We start from the raw sequence: 23,315 nt of genomic DNA, 5'->3' as shown, positions 1-23,315 counted from the left end.
CTGTGTTGCGCCAGATTTCCCCGCACAGCGAACTCCCACGCGCCAATGAGCACTGAGCGGCTATCGTGGGAGCATGAGTCGGATCGCTGTTGTTCCTGGGTCGTTTGACCCTGTCACCCTTGGCCACCTCGATGTGATTGAGCGGGCAGCGAAAACCTTTGACGAAGTGCACGTTCTCGTCGTGCACAACCCGGGCAAGACCGCGCTTTTGCCGATTGCGCAACGCGTCTCGCTCATCGAGCAGGCCGTTGCCGACGCCCACCTCGAGGGCAACATCCTTGTAACTAGCTGGAGTATGGGCCTTCTCGTTGACTACTGCACCGATGTCGGGGCGAGTGTCATCATCAAGGGCATCCGTTCTCAAGTAGATGTCGCGTACGAAACGCCCATGGCGATCGTCAACCGCGACCTCGCCGGGGTAGAGACGATTTTCATGCTGCCGAACCCCGCTCATGCGCACGTGTCTAGTTCGCTGGTGCGCCAGGTTGCCGCGCTTGGCGGAGACGTCGCGCCCTATGTTCCGCGTTCGGTTTCTGAGTTTTTGCAAGCGCCGCGCGACTAACACCGGCACAATGGGTTTATGACACTCACCCTCGGATACAAAGCGTCAGCAGAACAATTTGCCCCGCGTGAACTCGTTGAGATCGCGGTGGCCGCAGAAGCACACGGCATGGAGAGTGTTGCGGTTAGCGACCACTTCCAGCCGTGGCGTCACGAAGGCGGACATGCTCCGTTCTCGCTGACCTGGATGGCCGCGGTGGGGGAGCGCACCAGCACGATCCGTATCGGCACGAGTGTGATGACTCCCACCTTCCGTTACAACCCGGCTGTGCTTGCTCAAGCGTTCGCGACGATGGGTTGCCTCTACCCGGGGCGCATCATGTTGGGTGTTGGTTCTGGTGAGGCTCTGAATGAAATTGCCACCGGATTCCGTGGTGCCGGTGAGCAAGAGTGGCCCGAGTTCAAAGAGCGCTTCGCTCGCTTGCGCGAGTCGGTGCGCCTTATGCGAGCGCTCTGGACCGAGGATCGCGTTTCGTTCGAAGGGGAGTACTACTCCACTCACGACGCGAGCATTTATGACCGCCCTGACCAGCCCATCCCGATCTATATCGCTGCCGGTGGCCCCATGGTGGCGCGCTACGCCGGCCGTGCCGGAGATGGCTTTATCTGCACCTCGGGCAAGGGCATGGAGCTCTACAACGACGCGCTGATCCCCGGCGTGAAAGAGGGCGCAGCCAAGGTCGACCGCAAATTCGAAGACATCGACCGGATGATCGAAATCAAGCTCTCGTATGACACCGATGCCGACGTAGCCCTCGAAAACACGCGTTTCTGGGCGCCACTTGCTCTCTCGAAGGAGCAGAAGCACGACATCACTGACCCCATCGAGATGGAACGTGCCGCCGATGCTCTGCCCATTGAGCAGATCGCTTCGCGGTGGATCGTGGGCAATGATCCCGACAAGATTGTGGAAGAGATTCGTCCCTATGTGGATGCCGGCCTCAACCACCTCGTCTTCCACGCGCCCGGCAACGACCAGCGCCGATTCCTTGAGCTCTTCGAGCGCGACATTGCTCCGCGATTGCGGGCGCTGTAACTCGCGTTCTGACCGCAGCGGATCGCGCGAGAGCACGGCCCTAGTGCGACAGGCTTAACCAACGATGGGCGGATGCGTGAAGCATCCGCCCATCGTTGTTGTGCGCCACCGTCGAACGCGGCGACGTTCCGGTGTCAGCTAGCTCGTGACGGCGACTTTTTCGCTTGAACGAGCCTGGTTCGCCGAGTTGGTGCTGACCTCAATCTTTCGAGGTTTTGCCTTCTCGGAGACCGGAATAATGACGCTCAAGACGCCATTGTCGTAGCTGGCGCTGATGTTGTCGCGGTCGATGCCAGCGCCAATGCTGAACTGGCGCAGGTAAGAACCATAGCGACGTTCCTGAGAGAGCCACTTGGCTCCCTCGCGTTCGCCAGCGGTGCGTTCGGCGCGAATGGTGAGCAACTGGCCATCAACGTCGACGTCAACGGAACCGGGATCGATGCCCGGAAGGTCGGCGGTGAGGACGTACTCGTCCGCCTGACGGTACAGATCAACCGGCATCAGCTGGGCGCCGACGCGGGACTGGGCTGCTGCGGTGAGCCGGTCGAGTTCGGCAAAAGGATCAAATGACAGTGTCATGGGGAACCCCTTTCTCAAAGTTGAGTCACCGTGACTCAACAATCAAAAATTAGCATTCTCGGCCTGAGAGTGCCAAGAAATTTCGCTTCATATTCGCTGAGAACGAAACGACCGCCGCCGGAGAGATCCAGCGGCGGTCGAGTGCGGCGAATTCAGCGGATGATGAACCGCGGATAGTTCTGCTCCTCGCGCGCTCGCGCTTGTTCCAGCCGTTCGCGGCTCAACTGGTGCTGAGCCCTCGCCGCAGTCCTTGCGTGACCGCGGGCACGGCCGGGCCGGCGGCTCCACGTGATGAGAGCGACGCCGAGGTGCAGAGCGAGCCGGTCGATCGGACCAACACGGCGTACTGCCCGAGTTGTGGGCTGCTCGACGGGGTCAGGTTCGGGCGGATGGGCGTGGCGGTCTTTCGAGGCCGCCAGTAGTTCATTCATGATGGAAAACTTTCGTGACAGAGAGAGGTTGCGGATGGCGCGCCAAAGCGCGCTGTTTCAGGTGGCGACCCAACGGCATCCTTCAGCGATCGCGAGTCGCTAGAGAAGGGGTGATCATCACTGTGCGTGCTGCGCATCCTCAGTGAGGGTGTGCCGACTCGTCAGTCGAACGCGGTCTCGTGATGATCGAGTTGGGTCGTGTGCTCCGTGAGCGCCGCCACCGTCAGAACCGGTGAGCGGAGAACGCTAACCGGTTAGGCGGTGAGGGTGCCGACGGAGCCGGCGGTAGTGGGGTTCTTCGTAATGGTGAACGTAAACACGTCAGGCTCCTTTCAATAGTTGGCGTTTGCTCAGTGTAGGACGGGTGCTCGTTGAGAACAAGACCCTATTTAGCTGCGATGCACAGCCGTGATGATTACTTCGGCAAGTTCCGCTGGCTTCGTGAACTGTGGCCAGTGCCCGGTGGGGAGGTCAACGAGTTCGAGGTCGTCGAGGCGTGCAAGCTCTGAGGCGAATGGCTCAGAGTCGCGCATCCATGACCGCAATTGTTCGCTCGTGAACTCACAACAAATCACTGTGGCGGGAACGCTAAACCGTGCCGGAGTCGACAGATTTTGCGGGTCGCTGGCCACGCGAGCGGGCTGCGGAATCGCCATCTCCCGAAAGGTGGCCCGCAGCTCAGCGGTGAGATCAACAAGGTCTTCGTCGTCGAATACCGCCCAATCGGGCAGCGGAATCTCACCATCAATCGTCGGAAGGTCGGCGTTGATCGGCATCCCGTGGGGGAGCGGCACCGTGTCAACGTGCACGATGCGGGCGAGGCAAGTGGGGCGAGCATCCGCAACAGCGTGGGCGATGGGGCCGCCACCGCTGTGGGCCACGAGCACAATATGAGGTGCTGTTTGGGCGTGCGCTGCATCATCCTCGCAGTCGTAGTCTCGAGTGAGGCCGTCGACCACCGCCACCACGGCGGCAACATGGTCGGCCAGGGTGATGGTTGCTCGGTCGGTGTCGTCGCGGTGAAGACCGGGAAGCGTCAGCGGATGAACGGTGTAGCCAGCAGCGCGCAGCGACTGGGTGATGGGTGCCCACGACGCTTCGTCGAGCCAGAACCCTGGAATGAGAATGACGTGCATGAGTGGACTAGCGGTGCTGGTCGAAAACGCGCCCAGATTCATGCCGACTCCTCAGTGAGTAGATCGCCCCATTATCCGCTCGTCGCGACGGCAATTCAATGCTCTGAAAGCCGGGTGCAGCACGAAGGGCGCAATGCACGCCACAATAGACGGATGCCCGTGACAGTTGCTGCACCCCACATCGGCTACGCCGCCATGCTCGAACGGTTCCATCCGCGCGAAGTCATGGAGTTCGCGCAGTATGCAGAAACGCAAGGATTTCGCGGCGTGATGGCGGCGGACCACTACCAGCCGTGGATTCCACAGCAGGGGCAGGCATCCTTCGTGTGGAACGTGCTGAGCGCTTTGGGCGAGGCTACGACCGGCGACCTCGGTACCGGAGTTACCGCACCCACCTTTCGGTGGCATCCGGCAATGGTCGCTCAAGCCTCGGCGACGCTAGCCGCGATGAATCCCGGTCGGCACTGGCTCGGGCTCGGCAGCGGCGAAGCCATTAACGAACACATCGTCGGCCAGTACTGGCCAGAAGCCCCCGAACGCATTAACCGCATGTTCGAAGCCGTCGAGATCATCAAGAAACTGTTTGCTTCGGGTCTCGGCAACAAAGATGTGCGCCACGAAGGCCAGTTCTATCGGCTCGAATCGACACGCCTCTGGACCATGCCCGAAGTCGCGCCCGAGATCCTCGTTGCGACAGCGGGCCCCGTCGCCGCCAAGCGTGCGGGCAAAACCGTCGACGGTCTCATCACCGAAGCAGCACCCCTCGAGAAAGTCGACATGCTGCTCAAACGATTCGCCGAAGGAGCGCGCGAAGCGGGCCGCAAGCCCGAAACTCAGAGCCGCGTACTGCGGTTGCACTTGAGCTGGGCCGAAACAGATGAGCAGGCCATGCGCAACGCGCTCATCGAATGGCCGAACGGTGGTTTGCGGTTCGCTAAGAACGACATCCGCTCACCGTTTGAGCTCGAACAGCTCGCCCGCATGGTGCGCCCAGAAGACTTCGAAGGGCGGATGCCCGTGAGCGCCGATCCAGACGTGCACCGTGCCTACATCCAGAGCTACCTCGATCTCGGATTCGACCGCATCTACCTCCACAACGTCGGACGCAATCAGCGCGAGTTCCTCACCGTCTTCGGGCGCGACGTGCTGCCGGCGCTGCGCAAGTAGTGGCCGCGCCGTCAATGCCGCAGACTAGACGCGTGAGAATGAGCGCATGGGCTGTGCCCGGCATCCCCGAAATTCAGTCCGGTGACAACCTGCTTGAGGCGATTGCCGCTGCGCTCATTGCCGACTCTGACGACGTGAACTCTGGGGGGCTCGCCGATGGCGATATCCTCACCGTGACCTCCAAAATCGTGAGCAAGGCCGAAGGGCGTTCGGTGGAGGCCGCTGATCGCGAGCAAGCCATCACTGACGAAACCGTGCGGATTGTGGCATCCCGCGAGCACCCCAACGGAGTCACTCGCATTGTCGAAAACCGTCTCGGGCTCGTGATGGCGGCGGCGGGCGTCGATTCCAGCAACACCCCTGATGGCATCGTTCTGCTGCTCCCGCTCGATCCCGATGCCACGGCGCGCGAGCTCTGTTCCGGACTACGCGAACGTTTCGGGGTAACGGTGGGCATCGTGATCACCGATACCGTGGGCAGGCCCTGGCGCAAGGGCCAGGCTGACATTGCGATTGGTGCGGCGGGCATCCATGTTCTTGATGATTTGCGTGGCACCGCGGATGCTTCGGGCCGTCCGCTTGCGGTGAGCGTCACGGCGCTCGCCGACGAAGTTGCTGCCGCTACGGACTTGGTCAAAGGCAAGGCTGGGGGATTACCCGTTGCGGTCATCCGCGGCCTTGGCCAGCACGTCACCGATCTCGATGCTCCTGGTGCACGTTCGCTCGTGCGGTCGGGCCCCGAAGACATGTTCAGTCTGGGCACGAAAGAGGCCTGGATGGCGGGCTTCGACGAGGCCCTCGACGCCGCCCAAACTAAAGAAGACTAAACCTCGACTCCGTGTGAAATTACCTCTACGATGAGCGGATGGGGAGTCTCATTTCGCTCGCGTATTTCGCGTTGCTCATCTCAGTGCTGATCGACATCATCCTGATCGACGAATCACGCATCAAACATCTCGGCAAAGTTACGTGGATCTTTCTCGTGATCTTCATGCCCTTCATCGGCAGCATTCTCTGGTTTGCTCTCGGCCGCGAATTCGCGACGACTGCACCTAGCTCTCCCTCTTTTGGCGCCCCAGTGCGTCGCGCACACCAGCCGTCGAGGCAGCCAAGCTCGACCGAAGAAGAGCTCGCGAATCTCGATGCTGAAATCGAATACTTTCAACGCCAGGAAAAAATCCGTGCCCTCGAAAATGAACTGCGCAAGCGTAAGCAATTGCCGTAGTGGAAGACCGGTGTAAGACTCACTCCATGGATGCCCCTAGCTCCGGGTCACTACCCGACGACGTGTTCCACGATCACTGTGACGCCATTGTGCGCAGTATTTCGACCGTGATTGATGGCAAGACTGAGGCCGTGCGATTGGCGCTCACGGTGTTGCTGGCGGAGGGTCATCTTCTCATCGAGGATGTGCCCGGGGTCGGTAAGACCATGCTGGCGAGAGCCCTGGCGCGCACGGTCGACAGCACCGTTTCTCGCGTGCAGTTCACCCCAGACTTGCTGCCGGCAGACATCACTGGTGTCTCGGTCTATAACCAGAACACGCGAGAGTTCGAGTTTAAGAAAGGCCCGGTGTTCGCCAATATTGTGATTGGTGACGAGATCAACCGCGCCAGCCCCAAGACGCAGTCGGCACTGCTCGAGTGCATGGCCGAGTCGAGTGTCACCGTCGACGGCACTACCTACGAACTTGAAAGCCCCTTTATCGTGGTGGCGACACAGAACCCCATCGAGATGGAGGGCACTTATCCGTTGCCTGAGGCGCAGCGTGACAGGTTCATGGCCCGCATTTCAATGGGCTATCCGGATGCCGCAGCCGAGCTGGCCATGTTGCGGTCGCGCGAGCTGACCAGCCCGCTGGATGCGCTCACTCCGGTGGTGTCGGTGGAGCAGCTGCGTGAACTCATCGCGACAGTGCGCCGTGTCTTCGTGAGCACTGCCGTGGAGGAATATGCGGTGGCAATCGCTCAAGCTACTCGCCGCGACCGTGAGGTTCGTGTCGGGGCGAGTCCGCGTGCGACGCTGCACTTGGTACGCGCAGCTAAGGCTCGTGCAGCGATTGATGGCCGCGATTTTGTGCTGCCGGATGACATTGATGCGCTCGCTGTCACGGTGCTGGCGCATCGCATGATTCCTGCTCGCCACACCGGTGACACTTCGGCACTGCTCTCTGGGCATTCGATCGCGGATGTCATCGAGCGCATCGTGGCGGAGACTCCGGTGCCGGTGCACGCGGCCGCATCCTAGAAAGGGCTGTCATGGCCCGCGACGTGCTGCTGCGAACTATTCGCATTGTGCTGGGTGGTGCCCGGCTGACAAACCGCGGTGCGACGTTCCTTGTTGCTGGTGCCATCGCGCTGGGAGTGGGCGTCGGCGCTGGTATGCCGGTTTTGTTATATGTCGGTTCCTTTGCGGTTGCCTTGCCCGTCGTGGCTGCACTGTTTGTGCGTACGCACGCTGCTGCGCTGACTGTCACACGTCGTTTCTCGTTCCCGGTGGTAGAAGCCGGGAGCACAACAGCCGTCGCTCTGCGCGTCGACAACCAACGGCGACGGCCGACAACGCCGATGCGCTGGCGCGATGGTCTTCCGTGGCGCCCGTGGGTGACCGAAAATGGTTGGCTACCGCGGCTGTCGGTGAAAACGGAGGCGCGGAACGACCGCAGCGCGGCTCAATTGAGTTACACGCTCACCCCAGCTACTCGCGGAGTCTTCGAGATCGGACCCCTCATGCTCGAAGCATCCGACCCTTTGCAGTTGGCTTGGGGTGGCTGGAATGTCGGCAGCGAGACACCGCTCGTGGTGACTCCGCAGGTGGTGCAACTGGCGTCGACGGTGCTGCTCGCGCAGTCCGGAGACGGCGAAGCGAGGGTTGTGCAACGTCGTGCCGCTGGTGACGACGATGATGCCATGACGCGCGAATATCGTCGGGGCGATGCCATGCGTCGTGTGCACTGGAAAGCATCCGCTCGGCACGGCAGTCTCATGGTTCGTCAAGAGGAGCAGCACAGCTACCCGCAGGCCCGCATCATTGTCGATACTCGGCTCGCGGGGTATCCCGATGCCAGTCGCGCCCCAGCGGTGCGGTCGTCTTCGGGCATTACCGTTTCGTCGTCGCACAGTGCGCGTTTCGAGTGGGTGGTGAGCATGCTCGCGTCGGCGGCTGTGCAATTGCGTCGCGAGGGTTTTCTCGTGCACATTGTCGAAACGGGACTCTCCCAATTAACGGATGCTGCAATCCTGCACCGGAGATCGGCGGCCGAACAGGATCTTTTGACTCGACTCGCGGCGATAGCGCCTATCGATTCGCCAACCAGCTGGACGACTGCCCCGGTGGCGCGAGCGGGTGCGACCGCGCCAACGATTGCGCTCGTCGCGCATCCGGATACTGACACCGTCGATTTCTTGGTCGAGCAGGCGGCCGGTGCTGGGTTTGCGGTCGCGTTCGTCGTGGAGTCTTCGTCGAGTTTCGGTGATCGTGAGCGAGGCGGTGCCGAGAAGCGTCCGCCAGTGGCGGATCAGTTGCGTACCGGAGGCTGGAAGGTGATCTCGGTGCGCTCGTATGACGATGTCGCCGAGGCGTGGAACCTCTTTGTAGCCGAATCGAAGGTGCTTCGTGAGCACGACTGAGGCAGCACGAGCCACGAGCGTAGCGAAGCATGATCGCCGAGTGCGGCTGTGGTCTGTTGCGGGTGTCTTAGCGCTGGCAATCGGTGTCGCGGCGAGTAGCCTCGGCGCAGTGCTCACCGAAGGCGCCTGGTGGTTTCCGTTCATGGCGGCTGTGGTGGTGACTCTCGCGTCTGGCGCTGCTTTTCGCAGTGTGAACTCGCGGGCCTGGCTCGGTTCATTGGTGGCTGCCGTTGGCGGGCTGGTATCGCTCGTTCTGATGTTTGCGCCTCAAACAGCCATCCTCGGCATCATCCCGACTGTCGGCACGGTTACCCGGTTCAATCAACTGGTAGTTCAAGGGCAAGACTCCATGGCAGTGCAGCGCTTTCCCGCTGATGCGTTTATTGGGATCGTCTTCCTGATTTGTCTCGGTGCGGTGGCAGTGGCAGTGGCGATGGATGTCGCGGCGTTCGTGTTGCAGAAGCCAGCGTTGACCGCCATCCCGCTCATTGTTCTCCTGCTGGTGCCGAGCTTTGTGCGCACTGAATTGCACGATGCGTTTGTTTTCGCGGCTACAGCGCTTGCCTACGTTGCCGTTCTCTTAGTGGCGTCACAGCACAAGGCATTCCGCTCGGCATGGCCGTTGATCTCAGCGGCGCTCGTGCTGTCGCTCATCGTGCCGGTGGTACTGCCGAGCGTTGAGCCTGCAGAACAGTCGAATGCTGGGCCGGGGCTCATTTCCACCGGGGTAAACCCGATCATCAACCTCAGTAGCGACCTGCGGCGCGGTGTCCCGTTGCGGGCGTTGACCTATGCCTCGGAGAGTGGCGGGGAATACCTGCGGGTGGCGGCGCTTGACGTGTTTGCCGACGACACCTGGGAGCCATCGGAAAACGAGCCGACAGCCGCTGGTGCCGTCGAGGAGTTTCCGCTGCCGCCCGGTCTTGCCGACGAAGTGCCGCGGGAGGAGAAGGTGTTGCAGATCGAGATCGAGCGCATCCGGGGAAAGCTCCTGCCGGTGCCTTACGCGGCGACGACCATTAGTGGGCTCGACGGTGACTGGTCGTGGGAGCCAGACGGGCTGACGGTATCGACGGACGACTCGAACTCTCGTGACCAAAACTACGAAGTCGCCTTCGTTTCGCCAGCGCCCTCGATTGAGCAACTCGAGGCCGCGCCCACGACTCTGCCCGATGGTTTCGAGCGCTATCTTGAGCTTCCCGAGACCCTTCCGAGCGTCGTGGCAGAAACTGCAGATGACGTCGCCGGCGGCGAAGCAACGCGCTTTGATCAAGCTTTGGCGTTGCAATCGTTCTTTGCCGATGGCGACTTCACCTATTCAGAAGAAGCTCCCGTCGCCGAGGACTACGACGGTTCCGGTGCCGGTGTTCTCGGAGAGTTTTTGACCGCGAAGAGCGGCTACTGCGTTCACTTCGCCTCTGCCATGGCTGCAATGGCTCGCAGCCTTGAGATCCCGGCGCGAGTGGTTGTCGGTTTCACCCCTGGCGAGCGAATTGCGGATGACGCGGAGGAAAGACGCTTCCTCGTGTCCACCGACAACTTGCACGCATGGCCGGAGCTCTATTTTCCGACCATCGGGTGGATCCGGTTCGAACCGACAGTCTCGGTGGGAAGCGCACCACGTTTTGCCCAAAGCATCGAAGACGACCCCAGCACGCCTGATGTTGATGAGTCGCAACCCGAGCCAGTCGCGACCCCAACGTCCACCTCGACGGCGACTGCTGGCGCAAGCCCCGAGATTCCCCGCGAAGACGAGGTGGACACAGCAACGACAACTAGCGTCGAAATTTCGTCCTGGTGGTGGCTAATGCTCGCCGTGCCCGTGCTTGTGCTCATCCCGGCACTCGTGCGCAGCAGCCGTCGTGCTCTGCGACTGGCCGGCGTGCGGCGAGGTGAAACAGGCCTCGCATGGCGCGAGGTGCGCGACACCGCGATCGACCTCGGCTATCCGTTGAGCACTACGGCAACTCCGCGCCAGCAGTACGAGTACCTCTCCGAGTCCCTCGGAGCGGCTGAGGCGTCCGCCCTCAGATCGCTGCTGGGTCAGGTTGAGGCGAGCGCGTTCAGCGCGCGACCACAAACTGTGCGCGCGGCAGGGGTGAGGAACGTCGTGACGGCACTGCGGTCATCCGTCGGCTGGAGGATGCGCGTGTGGGCGACACTCGCTCCGCGCACGGCGTTCAGCTCACGAGACCGCCGCGGCTAGTGCTGAGGAGAGGCTGAGCGGGGTCTTCTCAGAGATCAGGCTGAGCTAGTCGGAGATGGGTTACGCCGGGCTAAACCCGATGACAGGCTTGCCCGTGACTGGATTGCGCAGGATGGAAGCCGTCACGCCATACACGTCAGCGATCAGCTGTTCAGTCAGCACCGTTTCAGTCGCGCCTGCCGCCACGACGCGGCCGTGGGACAGCACGATGATGTGGTCGCAGTAGCTCGCCGCGAGGGAGAGGTCGTGCAGCGCGGCGAGCACGGTGACGCCGGTGGTGCGCAGGGTCGACAGCAGCTCGAGTACGGCGAGCTGGGCTGCGATGTCGAGGTGGTTGGTCGGTTCGTCGAGGGTGAGCAGTTGCGGTTCTTGGGCGAGGGCGCGGGCAAGCATGACGCGTTGCTTTTCTCCGCCAGAGAGGCTCCGGAATTCGCGTTCGCGGAACGCGGTCATCTCCACGGTCTCGAGGCATGCGGTCACGACGGCGGCAGATTCGGGGGAGTCGGCCTCCCACAGCGATTGGTGCGGCAGGCGCCCCAGCTTCACGACCATGTCGACGGTGAGGGAGGAGTCGGTGGTGGCGTCTTGCTCGACGAACGCGGCGAGGCGTGCGCGTTGGCGACGCGGCATCCCGAGCAGGTCGGTGTTGCCGAACGTGACGGTTCCGGATGCCGGAGCCTGCACGGCGGTCAGGGCCCGCAGCAGCGTGGATTTTCCGGCACCGTTCGGCCCCACGAGAGCGCTGAGGGAGCCTCGCGCTACCGTGCAGTCGACATCGTCGATGAGCAGGGTGCCGTCGATGGTGACTCGGATGCGTTCGGCGACCAGGCCGGTGTCGTCACTCATGTTGAACTCTTTCGCCGAGTGAGCAGGAACGCGAAAATGGGGGCACCGATCATGGCAGTGACGATGCCGACGGGAATCTCTCGCGGGTCAAAGAGTGTGCGCGCAAGAGTGTCGGCCCAGACGAGAAAGACGGCGCCGAGGAGAGCGCTGAGGGGGAGCAGGGCGCGGTTCCCAGGCCCGACGAGCAGTCGAACGGCATGCGGCAGGATGAGCCCGACGAACCCGATCGATCCGCTCACCGAGACCATGGCGCCGGTGACGAGGGCGGATGCCGCCAGCAGTCCCCAGCGGGTCGCGCTGACGTTCACCCCGAGCGACGCTGCCTGCACGTCGCCGAAGGCAAAGGAGTCGAGCAGTCGTCCCGTGAGCATCACGGGGATTCCGATCACGATGATGGCGGCGATGGTGATGCCGACGGCGGGCCAGCGTGCTCCGCTGAGGGAGCCGAGCAGCCACGACAACACTTCGCGGTAGGAGTCGCCGTCGACGCTCCAGAAAATGACAAAGCTCGTGATTGCCGAGGCGAGTGCCGAGACGGCGATTCCCGCGAGCACCGTGCGCGACGGGGTGATCGCGCCAAGCGATCCCGCCAACAGCAACGTGAGGGTGAGCGCGAGCAACGCTCCCACAAAGGCGGCCAGCGGAAGCAGGACGGCAGCGCCGAGCACAATCACTGACACCGCGCCCAGAGCCGCGCCCGATGACAGCCCGAGCAAGTACGGGTCAGCGAGCGGGTTACGCGTAATGGCCTGCATCACCGCACCACTCAGCGCGAGCCCCGCACCCACCGCCGCAGCGGTGAGCACGCGAGGCAAGCGCAACTGCCACACAATGCCATCTCGTAATTCCGTGAGCGGGCTCACTCCAATGCCGAGGTGGCTCCCAATCGAACGCCACACTTCATCGAAGCGGATGTCGGCAGGGCCAATCGTCACCGCGATGGTGATCGACACGAGAAGTGCGATCCCCAGCGCGGTGCCGAAGGTGAGCGGAGAAACTTTAGCCATCGAGTTCCGCAATTTGAGCCGACAAGCTTTCGGCAGCTTCAACGCTGCGCACGCCGGCCTCGCTCGCCGCGAACGGCACCACGAGGTAACGGCCGGCCTTCACAGCGCTGAGGTTCGCGGTGGCGGGGTTGGCCTCAAGCACGTCGATCTTGCTGTCTGCGGTGTTCCAGGCGGCATCCACGAGCACAATGAAGTCGGGGTCGGCGTCAACGACGGCTTCCCAATTGAAGGGAGCCCACGTCGAGTCGATGTCTCCCGCGATGTTGGTGAGGCCAACTGTGTCGAGCAGCAGTTGCGGTGCACCAATACCGGCGCCGACATAAGGAGTGTCGGAGCCTGAGGAGAACCAGAGAGCGGTGCGGGAGTCACCGTTGGCATCGATAGCGGCCAGTTGTGCCCGCTGTTCATCGACGATCTCGGTGGCATCCACGCGGAAGATCGAGGCAACCGTCTCGATATCGCTGAAGACGTTCTCGAAGCTGAGTTGGGCGGGCTGTTCCGCGCTTTGGCAGGCCGAAGGAGCCACGAAGGTGTTGATGCCCAGAGAAGTGAGGTCGGCGCGCTCGCCGGCAGCGTCAGCACTGAACGTTGATTCCCAGCCCGCGAAGACAAGGTCTGGTTCGAGATCAAGAACGGCTTCTTCGCTTGGCACGCGGTCGGCGATCGAAGTCAGGCCTGCAGCATCGGATGCCCACTGGTCGGGCACAGGGCCGTCCTGAAAGGCAGTTCCAATGATTCGATCGCCCAGGCCGAGCGCCAGAAGCATCTCGGTGGTCGACGACTTGATCGTGATGACGCGCTCGGGGGCGGAATCGAAAGTGACATCGAAGCCACAGTTGCTGAGCTCAACCGATTGCGCGGCAGCATCGGGCGAAGCGGTCTCCGTTTCCTCAGCGGCAGCCGTGCATCCGCTCAGGGCAAGAACAGACACCCCCGCGAGCAGCACGGTGCGCGAGAACGCAGAACGAGACAGCGCAGAACGAGACAAAGCGGAACGAGACAGTGCAGACATGAAGCCTTCCAAGAAACGGGTGAATGGGCGCGAGAATGCGCCACAAAGAACGAAAAGTGTTTCGAGAAGACCGGCAGCCCAATCCTGGGCAAACCAACCACGCCATACCAAGCGCACGGGTCTGTTGCCCCAGTCTAGAGAGGTACAAAGCCTCATGTGGACACCAACCCACACCGCGCGGTGTGCTCATCCGTGGGTGAACAGACTGAGCGATTGCTGACCGGGGGCGACAGGGATGCCGTTGCGGGGGTAGAATCGACGATCGTGTCTAGAATCAACGAGAGTCCGTATGCCGTATTGGTGCGCGATCTCATTCACCGCCCAGGCGAGATGAGAGAGCACTCCATTCAGGTCGTCGTACCCGAAACCTTTGGTACCGCCGTTGTTGGGGTAGAAAAGGGTTCGAAACTGTCCGTCAAGGGCCGTTTTGAGTCACTCCACGATGGCATTCTTGTGGATGCCGTTGTGTCGGGCAAAGCTCAAGCAGAGTGTGTTCGTTGCCTCATTGACGTCACCCTGCCTGTCCGAGTCGAGTTTCAAGAACTTTTCGCGTATTCTGAGGACGAAGCTTTCGACTACACGGTTATCGACGAATACATCGATCTAGAACCTGTAGTGCGGGATTCGGTAGTGTTGTCACTGCCGTTCCAGCCGGTCTGTCAGAAGGATTGTCTTGGCCTGTGCCCTGAGTGTGGGGTTCGGCTGCTCGATAATCCAGGACACGAACACGAAGCGCCCATCGATGCTCGCTGGGCAGCGTTGGCCGGCCTCCAAGATTTCACGCAAGATTCGCATGACCAGAACTCGCACGACGCGAACGATCCACCTGAGACCCAAGAAGAAAAGAGTTAGCCATGGCAGTACCGAAGCGCAAGATGTCGCGGGCCAGCACCCGCATGCGCCGCGCCCAGTGGAAGGCAACCCCTCCCACCCTCGTCAAGACCATTGAAAACGGCAAGACTGTTTACAGCCTGCCGCACCGCGCCAAGGTAGTCGAAGACTCCGCTGGCTCGCCCCTGTACATGGAGTACAAGGGCCGCAAGGTCGCTGACGTTTAACTAGTCTTCACACACTCGGGTCGAGAATGGCGATGACGGGCTCTAGCTCACCGGCTGAGCTCTCCGCTGTGCTCGGGGTCACTATTGACCCCGAGTTATTGACGCTTGCGTTGACGCACCGCTCTTTCGCGTACGAAAACGGCGGCATCGCGAACAACGAGCGACTCGAGTTTCTTGGTGACTCAATTCTTGGCCAGGCAGTAACGGTCAAGCTGTATCGCGATAACCCGGAGCTTGACGAGGGAGACCTTGCCAAGCGTCGGGCTAGGCTCGTTTCTTCTGTAGCGCTCGCTGAAATCGCGCGCCTGATTGGTCTTGGCGCATTCATTCGCCTCGGCAAGGGAGAAGAGCAGACGGGCGGCCGCGAAAAGCCGTCCATTTTGGCCGACACTGTTGAAGCGATCATCGGTGCCGCCTACCTCGACCTCGGCGGGGACGAAGCCACCGCGCTCGTCCTTCGCCTCGTCGCTCCGCTGCTTGCCGACCCAGAGCGGTTTGGCGCAGCAATGGATCCCAAGACGAGCCTTCAAGAGCTCGCCGCCCAGCTCGGGCGTGGGGCTCCCGACTATCGCATCGAAGATAGCGGCCCCGATCACTCCAAGCGTTTTCACGCGAGCGTTGCTCTCGACGACGAGGTCATTGCGTCCGGCATCGGATCGAGCAAGAAGCAAGCCGAAATGGCTGCTGCGCTCGAAGCCTGGACCATCCTCCAAGCCACTCCCGCGTAGCAGCTGTGCCCGAACTTCCTGAGGTTGAAGTTGTGCGTGCGGGGCTCGAACCGGCTGTTACTGGCGCGACGGCGGCATCCGTCACCGTCTTTGATGAGCGCTCGTTACGCCGTCATGAGGGGCCGAGCGAAGACTTTATCGATCGTCTGACCGGTCGCACGTTTCTGACGCCTCAGCGCCGGGGCAAGTTCATGTGGCTCCCTCTCGCCGACAGCGCTGACGCCGACGGCGAAGCTCTCGTGACGCATCTCGGCATGAGCGGGCAAGTGCTTTTACGTGATCGGAGTACGGATGACCGGCTCACGCGCATTCGCATCGAACTTGATCATCCTGACCACGGCGCACTGCGACTCAACTTTGTCGACCAACGTATCTTCGGCTCGATGGCGATCGACAGCATGCTGCCCACTGTTGATCAGCCCGCGTTCGCGGTGCCGAGCCAGGTCGCACACATCGCGCGTGACCCGCTCGACCCCTTCTTCGACGATGCCAAGTTCTTGCGATCGCTGAAAGCCAAGCGCACGACGGTGAAGCGGGCGCTGCTCGACCAGACTCTGATCAGCGGCATCGGCAACATCTACGCCGACGAAGCGCTCTGGGCCGCGCGCGTGCACTACAACCAGCCCACCGAAACTCTCAGTCGTGCGAAAGCGGTGCAGCTACTCGCCGAAGTGCGGGCGGTGTTTGCGAAGGCTCTCGCCGAGGGCGGCACGAGTTTCGACACCCAGTACCTCAATGTGAACGGTGAGTCGGGCTACTTCGCGCACTCGCTCAATGTCTACGGCCAGCAAGGTCGGGCCTGCCCGCGCTGTGGTCGCGAGGTCGTGCGTGAGAGCTTTATGAATCGGGGTTCGCACTTCTGCAAGTTCTGCCAGCGCATTCGCGTTACCTCGCCTTCGAGTTAACGCAGCTCTTTTTTCCAGACGCCCTCGTAGCCGACGGGAACAAAGCCGACGGCTTCGTTAACGGCGAGCATATGGCGGTTCTCTTCGGCGTTGTAGGTCACGATTGAGGGATGGCCGGGCGCGACTCGCTGCAGGTGCGCCAGATTCAGCACCTTGAGTAGGTTGCCGAGACGGTGGCCGCGGTGCTCGCGAAGCACGATCGTGTTTCCTTGAGTGATGGCGCGAGCGGTTCGCTCGGGCACGTTGAGTCCCGTGAAGCCGACCAAACTTCCCGTTGCCACATGTTCAACGGCGGCGACGACGGGAGTGAGCCCGCCAGCAATGAGCCGGGATTCGTTTTCGCGTATTCGTTGGGTTGTCCACACATCTGCGGGTGGTTCAAGTCCAGCCGATGGCGCATCGGTGTTCATGCGGGAGTAGAGCAGAGCATAGTCTTCGACCCAGCGCTCAGGGCAGTGACCTGCCCACTCATGCACCGCATAGTCACGAGTGCAGTGGTCGATGGCTCGGTCAACCAAGGAGTGCAAGCCGGGGAGTGGCAGCGGTAGTCTGCTGACCCGCTCGACCTGTTCAAAGCTGTACCCGTGCGCGAGCATGAAGCGCGTTTCGGCGCTGTCCCGGGGGATTGACCCGAACCCGGTCGGTGAATCAATGGCAGTGCCGTCGCTCAGGGCTGCCGGCGCATAGACATGAGCTTGACGTTTGTCGTCGGCAATCGCGAGTGCCTCGACTTCGGTGAGGAGACGGCTGCCGATTCCGCGCCGTTGATATTCTGGATGCACGTACACCCCTAACCAAGCGGTATCGCCATCGTCGCCGTCAGTGGTTTCATAGTCGCCTCTGCCGATGACGTGACCTTCGTCGGTTGCCACGAGCATCTGGTAGCTCTCGAACTGGGTCGGCTGCCAGCGCGGGAGTTCTTCTGCCGGGTCAAGCGCAGTGTCAGCGGTACCAAAAGTGAGAGCGTTCAGATGATTACGTACTGCCATTGCTTGGCAGAATTCATCGCTGCCGCTCGGATCGATGTGCACTGGGATATCAAGTGGCGAGATCGCTATGTCAGTCATAAGTGCACCTAACGGTGGTGGGAGGCGCTACGGCGTAGCCGACCAGAATACGCTCGGAGCCCACAACGCGCTAGAGCAGACAGCCGCATGCCTCTGCGCGGCAGATCACCGCAGCCCCGCGCATCCGGTACCGTGTAGCAAGGTTTTGACCATCATTGTGGTCAGCCATTTAATGACAATCGACCGGGCGGTGACGTGTACCTCAAGAGTTTGACCCTCAAAGGGTTCAAGTCGTTCGCTCAACCGACCACTTTTGCGTTCGAACAGGGTGTGACGTGTGTCGTCGGCCCCAACGGTTCGGGCAAGTCGAATGTGGTGGATGCCCTCGCCTGGGTGATGGGCGAGCAGGGTGCCAAAACTCTGCGCGGCGGCAAGATGGAAGACGTCATCTTCGCCGGAACCGCCACCAAGGGACCGCTGGGCCGCGCCGAGGTCATTCTTACGATCGATAACGCGGATGGCGCGCTGCCGATTGAGTACAGCGAAGTCACCATCAGCCGCACCCTGTTCCGCAACGGCGGCAGTGAATACGCGATCAACGGCACCTCATGCCGCCTGCTCGACGTTCAAGAACTCCTGAGCGACTCCGGTCTGGGTCGCGAAATGCACGTCATCGTTGGTCAAGGCCAGCTGGATGCGGTGTTGCACGCCAGCCCCGAAGACCGTCGCGGTTTCATCGAAGAAGCGGCCGGCATCCTCAAGCACCGTCGCCGCAAAGAGAAGACGCTGCGCAAGCTCGACGCCATGCAGGCAAACCTCACACGCCTTTCTGACTTGGCGGGGGAGATCCGTCGTCAGCTGAAGCCACTCGGGCAGCAGGCAGAGATTGCCAAAGAAGCGGCCTCGATTGCTTCGATCGTTCGGGATGCTCGCGCCCGTCTCCTCGCCGACGAGGTTGTTGAACTGCGCTCGAGCATCAACGATTTCAGCCGCAGCGAGAGCGAACGTAAAACACAGCGCATCGTCTTGCAAGAGCAGCTCGACCAGAACAAACTGCGCGAAGCCCGCCTCGAGCAAGCTCAAGTCGGCGGCGAAGTAGACGAAGCCCGCCGCGTAGCTTTCGGCCTCGAATCGGTGCAAGAGCGTTTGCGCAGCCTCTACACGCTCGCGAACCAGCGACTGTCGTTGCTCGGCCAGCAGAGCGATGCGCCTGTCTCGAGCAACAGCGTCAGCCAGACCCTCGTCGACGAAGTCAAGGCCGGCGCCGATGAACTTGCGACCGGCGTAGCGGATGCCGAGAAGGCCGTCGCCGCAGCCGCTGCCGCAACCGCAACAGCGAAGGCCGCGCTCGACTCCCTCGACGAAGAAATCGCCGCGCAAAGTGCGCTCGTTTCGCGTCATGAACTGGAGAGCGCCGGTCTCACCGCTCGCGTTGAAGTCGCCACCTCCACTCTGACCGCAGCGCAGGGTGAACTCGTTCGTCAGCAGCAGGCGCTCGCCGAAGCCCAGTCGCGTCGCGAAGCCGCTCAGGCCGAGTTCGAAGCCCTCGAAGCCGAGGCCGGCAACTCTACGATCGAAAGTGATGGCTCGCTCGACACCGCCTATGAGGCTGCCGAAGCCAAGGTTTCGAGCATTCAGGCCGAGATTGAAGCCCTGCGCGAAGCCCTCCATGCCTCCGAGCGCGAGCGCGATGCTTTGGCCGCCCGCAACTCGGCGCTATCCCTCGCGGTCGATCAGAAGGACGGCTCAAGCGCTCTCGTCGCTGCCAAGCTTTCGGGCATCCGCGGCCTCGTTGCCGAGCATGTAAAGATCACTCCCGGCTACGAAGCGGCGATCGCTGCCGCTCTCGGCACGCTTGCGGATGCCGTACTTGCCGATGACCGCGATTCGGCCATTGATGCGCTTGCCGAGTCTGCCTCGCGCGACTTCGGTCGCGTCGAAGTGGTTGTCGCGAACGCCGCCAAGCGGTCGGTCTCGCTCGGAACGGCGCCCGGCACAGTCCCCGCCACCGACGTCGTCACGGCCCCCGACGGAGTGCACGGTCTCCTCACCCACGTTCTCATCGCCGACGACCTTGAGGTCGCCCGCGCCGCTTACGGCTCACTCGCGAACGCCGCCGATCTCACCTTCGTGACCCGTGACGGCGATGTACTCACGCAGTTCGTGCTGCGCGGCGGCTCTGGTGCCAAGCGTTCGCGCCTCGAACTTGTTGCCGAACGGGATGCCGCCGCCGACAAACTCGGTGTCGTCACGACCCAGATCGAGCGCACGAGTTTCGAGCTCGACGAGAAGCGCCGCGAGCTTACCTCCGCCAAGACGGATGCCGAACAAGCGCTCGTAACCCTGCGCGAATATGACGCCCAGCTTGCCGCGCAGTCCGAGTTGCTCGGCCGCCACCGCATTCAGGCCGAGGCAGCCCAAGCCGAGTGCGACCGTCTTGCTCGCGCGGTCGACGTTGCCGAAGAAGCTGTGGCCGACGCCACCACCGAGGTGACGCGCGCGCAGACTGCCGCCGACAAGTACCAGGCGGCTCCGCGCCCCATGCTCGACGTCTCCGAACGTGAACCCATGCTGGCCGAAGTGGATGCCGCCCGGGCCCACGAAGTCGAGTTGCGCATCCAAATGGAGACCATCCGCGAGCGAGTGCGCGCCGAGCGTGCCCGCGCCGAACAGCTCGCCGCCCAGCTTGTGCGCGAGCGCGAAGCGGCCCAAGAGCAGGCGCGACTGGCTGTTATTCGCCAACGTCAGATCGCCTCCGCGACCAAGGTCGTAGAGATGCTTCCCGCGGTGCTCGACTCGGTTGATCGTTCGCTTTCCGAAGCACGCGTTGTTCTCGCCTCGAAGGAAGCGGCGCGCTCGGCCCAGAACGAAGAACTCTCCACTCTGCGCCGCGAAGAATCGGCATTGCGTGAACGCCTCTCGGCGGTCAGCGAAAGCGTCCACGGTCTCGAAATGCAGATCTACGAAAAGAAGCTGCACCTCTCGAGCCTCCTCGAACGCTCGGGGGAAGAACTCGGACTCGTCGAAGACGTACTCGTGGCGGAATATGGCCCCGAAGTGCCGGTTCCCGATGACCGTGTGAACGACGAAGCGGCCGAGAGTGCCGCCGTCGCGGAGCCCGACGAGAACTCCGCTGCCACGGAATCTGACGCGAGCCCCGCAGCACCTGAGCCAGACGAGAATGCTGAGCCCGTGGCATCCGGTCGCCCGTTTGTGCGTGCTGAGCAAGAGGTTCGCCTGCAGAAGGCTGAACGCAAACTGGCGCGCTTGGGTCGGGTTAACCCGCTCGCTCTCGAAGAATTCGATGCGCTCGAACAGCGTCACAAATTCTTGACCGAGCAGCTCACCGACCTCACGAACACCCGCAAGGACTTGCTGACGATCATCGACGAGCTCGATGAGAAAATGCAAGTCATCTTCGCGAGCGCATTCGAAGACACTAAGAACGCGTTCAACGATGTCTTCCCGGTGCTGTTCCCCGGTGGCACCGGAAGCATCTTCCTGACCAACCCCGACGACCTGTTGAACACAGGAATCGAAGTGACGGTGAAGCCGGCAGGCAAGAAGATCGAGCGTCTCTCGCTGCTGAGCGGTGGTGAGCGGTCGCTAGCGGCCGTCGCGCTGCTGATCGCCATCTTCAAAGCGCGCCCCAGCCCGTTCTACATCATGGATGAGGTTGAAGCGGCGCTCGACGACGCCAACCTCGGACGTCTCCTGGCAATCTTTGAAGACCTGCGCCAGACCAGCCAGCTCATCGTCATCACCCACCAAAAGCGCACGATGGAAATTGCGGATGCCCTCTACGGCGTCAGCATGCGTGCCGATGGCATCAGCGCCGTCGTGGGCCAGCGCGTCGCGAAAGAGACGGCGTCAGTCGACGCGAGCTAGATCGTGAGAGCGATCGCTCGTGATGAGCGGTGACTGCTAGTCGACGCGCGAGAGCGGTTCGCCATTGACGGTGTGCACGCACCAGCCCGTGTGCAGCTTTTCGACCGTCGATACCGAGCCATTGAGAATGTGGTCGAAGTCACGACCGGCCAGTTGCGAAAGCGTGTAGCGGATGATTGTGCCGTGGCACACGACGATCACCTTTTTGCCGGGGTAGTCCTGTGTCACCTCGTTGAGGGCGGTGATTCCGCGCTCGACGACGTCATGAAGTGATTCGAGCCCGGGGTAGCCGCTGTGGTTGGGCCAGCGTTCGTTGATCTCGGAGGTCGTGAGGCCTTCGCCCTCACCATAGTTGCGCTCGATAAGCAGGTCGTAGCTGCGGCCGAGCTCGAGACCCAAACCGTCGGCGATGATCTGGGCAGTTTCGCGAGCACGCTGCAGGGGAGAGCTGACGATGACGTCCCACTCGGAGCCCCGCAATACCTCTACCGCCTCTCGCGCCTGCTCGCGACCGGTGTCGTTGAGGGGAATGTCGCTGGAACCTTGCATGCGTCCGGCAGCGTTCCAGTCGGTTTGGCCATGGCGAATCAATGAGAGCATCTAAAAACCCTAGCGCGGTTAGGGAAGCAGCATGAACCTGCCTTAACCTGTAGTCATGGCAGCATCTTGGTCGCTCTCGGGCGCACTCAAATCAATGTTCGCGCGCGACACGATCGACGCGGAGACCTGGAGTGACCTCGAAGACGCGATGATCTCGGCCGACTTCGGCCCCGACATCACTGAATCCGTTATCGACGAGCTACGGGCAAGTGTCGCGCGTTTCAAAACTGACGACCCCACAGACCTGAAGCGGATGCTGCGCGAAACCCTCGAGGAGCGTCTCGCCCGCCTCGACCCGACTCTCACTCTCAGCGCCCGCCCTGCGGTCGTGCTGGTTGTGGGCGTCAATGGCGTCGGAAAGACCACCACGATTGGCAAGTTCACCAAGTTCCTCGTTGGCCATGGCCGCACGGTGGTCGTGGGTGCGGCTGACACATTCCGTGCCGCTGCCGTTGAGCAGCTGGCGACGTGGGCGGAGCGCGGGGGAGCCGAAATCGTGCGCCCCCAGCAGCAAGGCCAAGATCCGGCATCCGTCGCCTTCCAGACGGTTGAGCGCGCTCAGCGCGAGGGCATCGACATCGCGATCATTGACACCGCTGGTCGCCTGCAGACCAAGAGCGGTCTGATGGATGAGCTTGGCAAGATCCGTCGCGTTGTTGAGAAGCAGACGGAGATCGCTGAAGTGTTGCTCGTGCTTGACGCGACAACCGGCCAAAACGGCGTTGCTCAGGCAGAAGCCTTCATTCAGCACGCTGGGGTGACCGGCCTCGTCATCACCAAGCTTGATGGTTCAGCGAAAGGCGGCTTCGTGCTCGCCGTTCAGGAACGCACCGGCATCCCGATCAAGCTTGTAGGCCAGGGTGAGGGCATCAACGACCTCACCGGTTTCACCCCGCACGTCTTCGTGCAGGGCCTCGTCGGCTAGTTGCTAGTTGCTAGTTGCTGGCGTCGGCCGTTCGCGACGTGCAAGCGGCTCTCGCTAGCTGTTAGCGGCTTTGTGTGCCGCTGACAGCTCAAGGTAGTGCGCGGCATTCTCGCGAACGCCCGCCTTCTCGTCGTCGCTGAGTTCGCGGCGAACCTTCGCAGGCACTCCGGCGACGAGTGATCCGGGCGGGATGACGGTTCCTTCGAGCACGACTGCGCCTGCGGCCACGAGCGACCCAGTGCCGATCACTGCGCCGTTGAGCACCGTGGCGTTCATCCCGATGAGGCAGTCGTCTTCGACGGTGCAGCCGTGGAGGACGGCGCCGTGGCCGACGCTCACTCCGGAACCGACCGTGGTGGGGATGCCCTCATCGCAGTGCACGGCGACGTTGTCTTGCAGGTTCGAGCCTTCGCCGATCGTGATGGCGTCGGTGTCGCCGCGCAGTACAGCGCCGTAGAAGATGCCGACGCACTCGGCAAGGGTGACATTGCCGATCAGGGTGGCATTGGGCGCAAGGAAAGCGCTGTCGGCGACTGAGGGGCTTTGTCCGGCGAGGGTCACGATGAGAGCTGTCATGTCTCTACGCTATCGCCT

The 23,315-nt window shown here is 62.1% G+C and carries 23 protein-coding genes; 14 read left to right on the top strand and 9 right to left on the bottom strand.

All coding sequences use genetic code 11. The features are described from left to right. Positions 1-73: 73 nt before the first annotated feature. Together coaD and fgd are read left to right on the top strand one after the other, a co-directional pair. Positions 74-562, top strand: coding sequence for a pantetheine-phosphate adenylyltransferase (coaD, locus tag I6E56_RS03870; protein ID WP_197123952.1), 489 nt, complete (start codon positions 74-76; stop codon positions 560-562). An 18-nt stretch (positions 563-580) separates the two neighbouring features. Continuing rightward, the gene (fgd, locus tag I6E56_RS03865; RefSeq protein WP_197136174.1) at positions 581-1,597 is read left to right on the top strand and encodes a glucose-6-phosphate dehydrogenase (coenzyme-F420); all 1,017 of its coding nucleotides are present in this window, start codon (positions 581-583) and stop codon (positions 1,595-1,597) included. Positions 1,598-1,735: 138 nt separating this feature from the next. On the opposite strand, the gene I6E56_RS03860 is transcribed toward fgd, so the two are convergent. From I6E56_RS03860 to I6E56_RS03850, 3 genes are all read right to left on the bottom strand, one after another. Then, on the bottom strand, positions 1,736-2,176 hold the full coding sequence (locus I6E56_RS03860) for an Hsp20/alpha crystallin family protein (protein ID WP_197136173.1): 441 nt from the start codon (positions 2,174-2,176) through the stop codon (positions 1,736-1,738). A 152-nt stretch (positions 2,177-2,328) separates the two neighbouring features. Next, positions 2,329-2,607 (bottom strand): hypothetical protein, encoded by a 279-nt coding sequence (locus tag I6E56_RS03855; protein WP_197136172.1) that lies wholly within the window; start codon positions 2,605-2,607, stop codon positions 2,329-2,331. A 389-nt stretch (positions 2,608-2,996) separates the two neighbouring features. Further along, positions 2,997-3,785, bottom strand: a complete 789-nt coding sequence (locus I6E56_RS03850; RefSeq protein ID WP_307842755.1) for an alpha/beta hydrolase — start codon at positions 3,783-3,785, stop codon at positions 2,997-2,999. Positions 3,786-3,896: 111 nt separating this feature from the next. On the opposite strand from I6E56_RS03850, the gene I6E56_RS03845 reads away from it, so the two are divergent. The 6 genes from I6E56_RS03845 to I6E56_RS03820 are packed head-to-tail and all read left to right on the top strand — an operon-like array spanning position 3,897 to position 10,745. Next, complete coding sequence (locus I6E56_RS03845) at positions 3,897-4,910, top strand: TIGR03557 family F420-dependent LLM class oxidoreductase (RefSeq protein WP_197136171.1); 1,014 nt, start codon at positions 3,897-3,899, stop codon at positions 4,908-4,910. 38 nt (positions 4,911-4,948) lie between these two features. Beyond that, positions 4,949-5,737 carry a coenzyme F420-0:L-glutamate ligase gene (cofE, locus tag I6E56_RS03840; protein ID WP_197136168.1) on the top strand — a complete coding sequence of 263 codons (789 nt, stop codon included), beginning with the start codon at positions 4,949-4,951 and terminating at the stop codon, positions 5,735-5,737. Between the two features lie 38 nt (positions 5,738-5,775). Next, complete coding sequence (locus I6E56_RS03835; RefSeq protein ID WP_197136166.1) at positions 5,776-6,135, top strand: PLD nuclease N-terminal domain-containing protein; 360 nt, start codon at positions 5,776-5,778, stop codon at positions 6,133-6,135. A 26-nt stretch (positions 6,136-6,161) separates the two neighbouring features. After that, the gene (locus tag I6E56_RS03830) at positions 6,162-7,157 is read left to right on the top strand and encodes a MoxR family ATPase (protein WP_197136164.1); all 996 of its coding nucleotides are present in this window, start codon (positions 6,162-6,164) and stop codon (positions 7,155-7,157) included. 11 nt (positions 7,158-7,168) lie between these two features. Then, on the top strand, positions 7,169-8,539 hold the full coding sequence (locus I6E56_RS03825) for a DUF58 domain-containing protein (protein WP_197136161.1): 1,371 nt from the start codon (positions 7,169-7,171) through the stop codon (positions 8,537-8,539). Next, positions 8,526-10,745 (top strand): DUF3488 and transglutaminase-like domain-containing protein, encoded by a 2,220-nt coding sequence (locus tag I6E56_RS03820; RefSeq protein ID WP_197136159.1) that lies wholly within the window; start codon positions 8,526-8,528, stop codon positions 10,743-10,745. Before I6E56_RS03825 ends, I6E56_RS03820 begins: the two co-directional genes overlap by 14 nt. Positions 10,746-10,805: 60 nt before the next feature. On the opposite strand, the gene I6E56_RS03815 is transcribed toward I6E56_RS03820, so the two are convergent. From I6E56_RS03815 to I6E56_RS03805, 3 genes are read right to left on the bottom strand one after another with little or no spacing between them, the layout of a single operon-like run. Continuing rightward, entirely contained in the window at positions 10,806-11,591 is a 786-nt protein-coding gene (locus tag I6E56_RS03815; RefSeq protein ID WP_197136157.1) for an ABC transporter ATP-binding protein, read from the bottom strand. Continuing rightward, positions 11,588-12,598: a putative F420-0 ABC transporter permease subunit gene (locus tag I6E56_RS03810; protein WP_197136155.1), complete on the bottom strand. Its 1,011-nt coding sequence runs from the start codon at positions 12,596-12,598 to the stop codon at positions 11,588-11,590. Before I6E56_RS03810 ends, I6E56_RS03815 begins: the two co-directional genes overlap by 4 nt. Continuing rightward, positions 12,591-13,610 carry a putative F420-0 ABC transporter substrate-binding protein gene (locus tag I6E56_RS03805; protein WP_197136153.1) on the bottom strand — a complete coding sequence of 340 codons (1,020 nt, stop codon included), beginning with the start codon at positions 13,608-13,610 and terminating at the stop codon, positions 12,591-12,593. Before I6E56_RS03805 ends, I6E56_RS03810 begins: the two co-directional genes overlap by 8 nt. 264 nt (positions 13,611-13,874) lie before the next feature. Between I6E56_RS03805 and I6E56_RS03800 the strand changes: the two genes are divergently transcribed. Genes I6E56_RS03800 through mutM form a run of 4 tightly spaced genes read left to right on the top strand, consistent with a single transcriptional unit; the run spans position 13,875 to position 16,301 of the window. Next, on the top strand, positions 13,875-14,462 hold the full coding sequence (locus tag I6E56_RS03800) for a YceD family protein (RefSeq protein WP_307842753.1): 588 nt from the start codon (positions 13,875-13,877) through the stop codon (positions 14,460-14,462). 2 nt (positions 14,463-14,464) lie between these two features. Then, entirely contained in the window at positions 14,465-14,668 is a 204-nt protein-coding gene (gene rpmF, locus I6E56_RS03795) for a 50S ribosomal protein L32 (RefSeq protein WP_197136152.1), read from the top strand. A 26-nt stretch (positions 14,669-14,694) separates the two neighbouring features. Further along, a complete protein-coding gene (gene rnc, locus I6E56_RS03790; RefSeq protein WP_374061345.1) occupies positions 14,695-15,396 on the top strand; it encodes a ribonuclease III in 702 nt (233 codons plus the stop codon). A gap of 5 nt (positions 15,397-15,401) precedes the next feature. Continuing rightward, the gene (gene mutM, locus I6E56_RS03785; protein ID WP_197136147.1) at positions 15,402-16,301 is read left to right on the top strand and encodes a bifunctional DNA-formamidopyrimidine glycosylase/DNA-(apurinic or apyrimidinic site) lyase; all 900 of its coding nucleotides are present in this window, start codon (positions 15,402-15,404) and stop codon (positions 16,299-16,301) included. Here mutM and I6E56_RS03780 read toward each other — a convergent pair. Next, positions 16,298-17,368: a GNAT family N-acetyltransferase gene (locus I6E56_RS03780; protein ID WP_197136144.1), complete on the bottom strand. Its 1,071-nt coding sequence runs from the start codon at positions 17,366-17,368 to the stop codon at positions 16,298-16,300. The two genes, mutM and I6E56_RS03780, sit on opposite strands and share 4 nt — an antisense overlap. A 195-nt stretch (positions 17,369-17,563) precedes the next feature. On the opposite strand from I6E56_RS03780, the gene smc reads away from it, so the two are divergent. Continuing rightward, on the top strand, positions 17,564-21,196 hold the full coding sequence (gene smc / locus I6E56_RS03775; protein WP_197136142.1) for a chromosome segregation protein SMC: 3,633 nt from the start codon (positions 17,564-17,566) through the stop codon (positions 21,194-21,196). A gap of 36 nt (positions 21,197-21,232) precedes the next feature. Here smc and I6E56_RS03770 read toward each other — a convergent pair whose 3' ends face one another. Beyond that, positions 21,233-21,796, bottom strand: a complete 564-nt coding sequence (locus tag I6E56_RS03770) for a histidine phosphatase family protein (RefSeq protein ID WP_197136140.1) — start codon at positions 21,794-21,796, stop codon at positions 21,233-21,235. Between the two features lie 55 nt (positions 21,797-21,851). Here I6E56_RS03770 and ftsY point away from each other — a divergent pair, with 55 nt between their 5' ends. Next, positions 21,852-22,721: a signal recognition particle-docking protein FtsY gene (gene ftsY / locus I6E56_RS03765; RefSeq protein WP_197136138.1), complete on the top strand. Its 870-nt coding sequence runs from the start codon at positions 21,852-21,854 to the stop codon at positions 22,719-22,721. A 54-nt stretch (positions 22,722-22,775) separates the two neighbouring features. Here the strand turns inward: ftsY and I6E56_RS03760 are convergent, their stop codons facing one another. Continuing rightward, complete coding sequence (locus tag I6E56_RS03760; protein ID WP_197136136.1) at positions 22,776-23,297, bottom strand: gamma carbonic anhydrase family protein; 522 nt, start codon at positions 23,295-23,297, stop codon at positions 22,776-22,778. Positions 23,298-23,315: the final 18 nt, after the last annotated feature.

The organism is Salinibacterium sp. NK8237 (genome assembly GCF_015864955.1).
Taxonomy (GTDB): domain Bacteria; phylum Actinomycetota; class Actinomycetes; order Actinomycetales; family Microbacteriaceae; genus Rhodoglobus.
The sequence above is the reverse complement of the archived record's forward strand: the minus strand, read 5'-3'. Positions and strand labels throughout refer to the sequence as shown.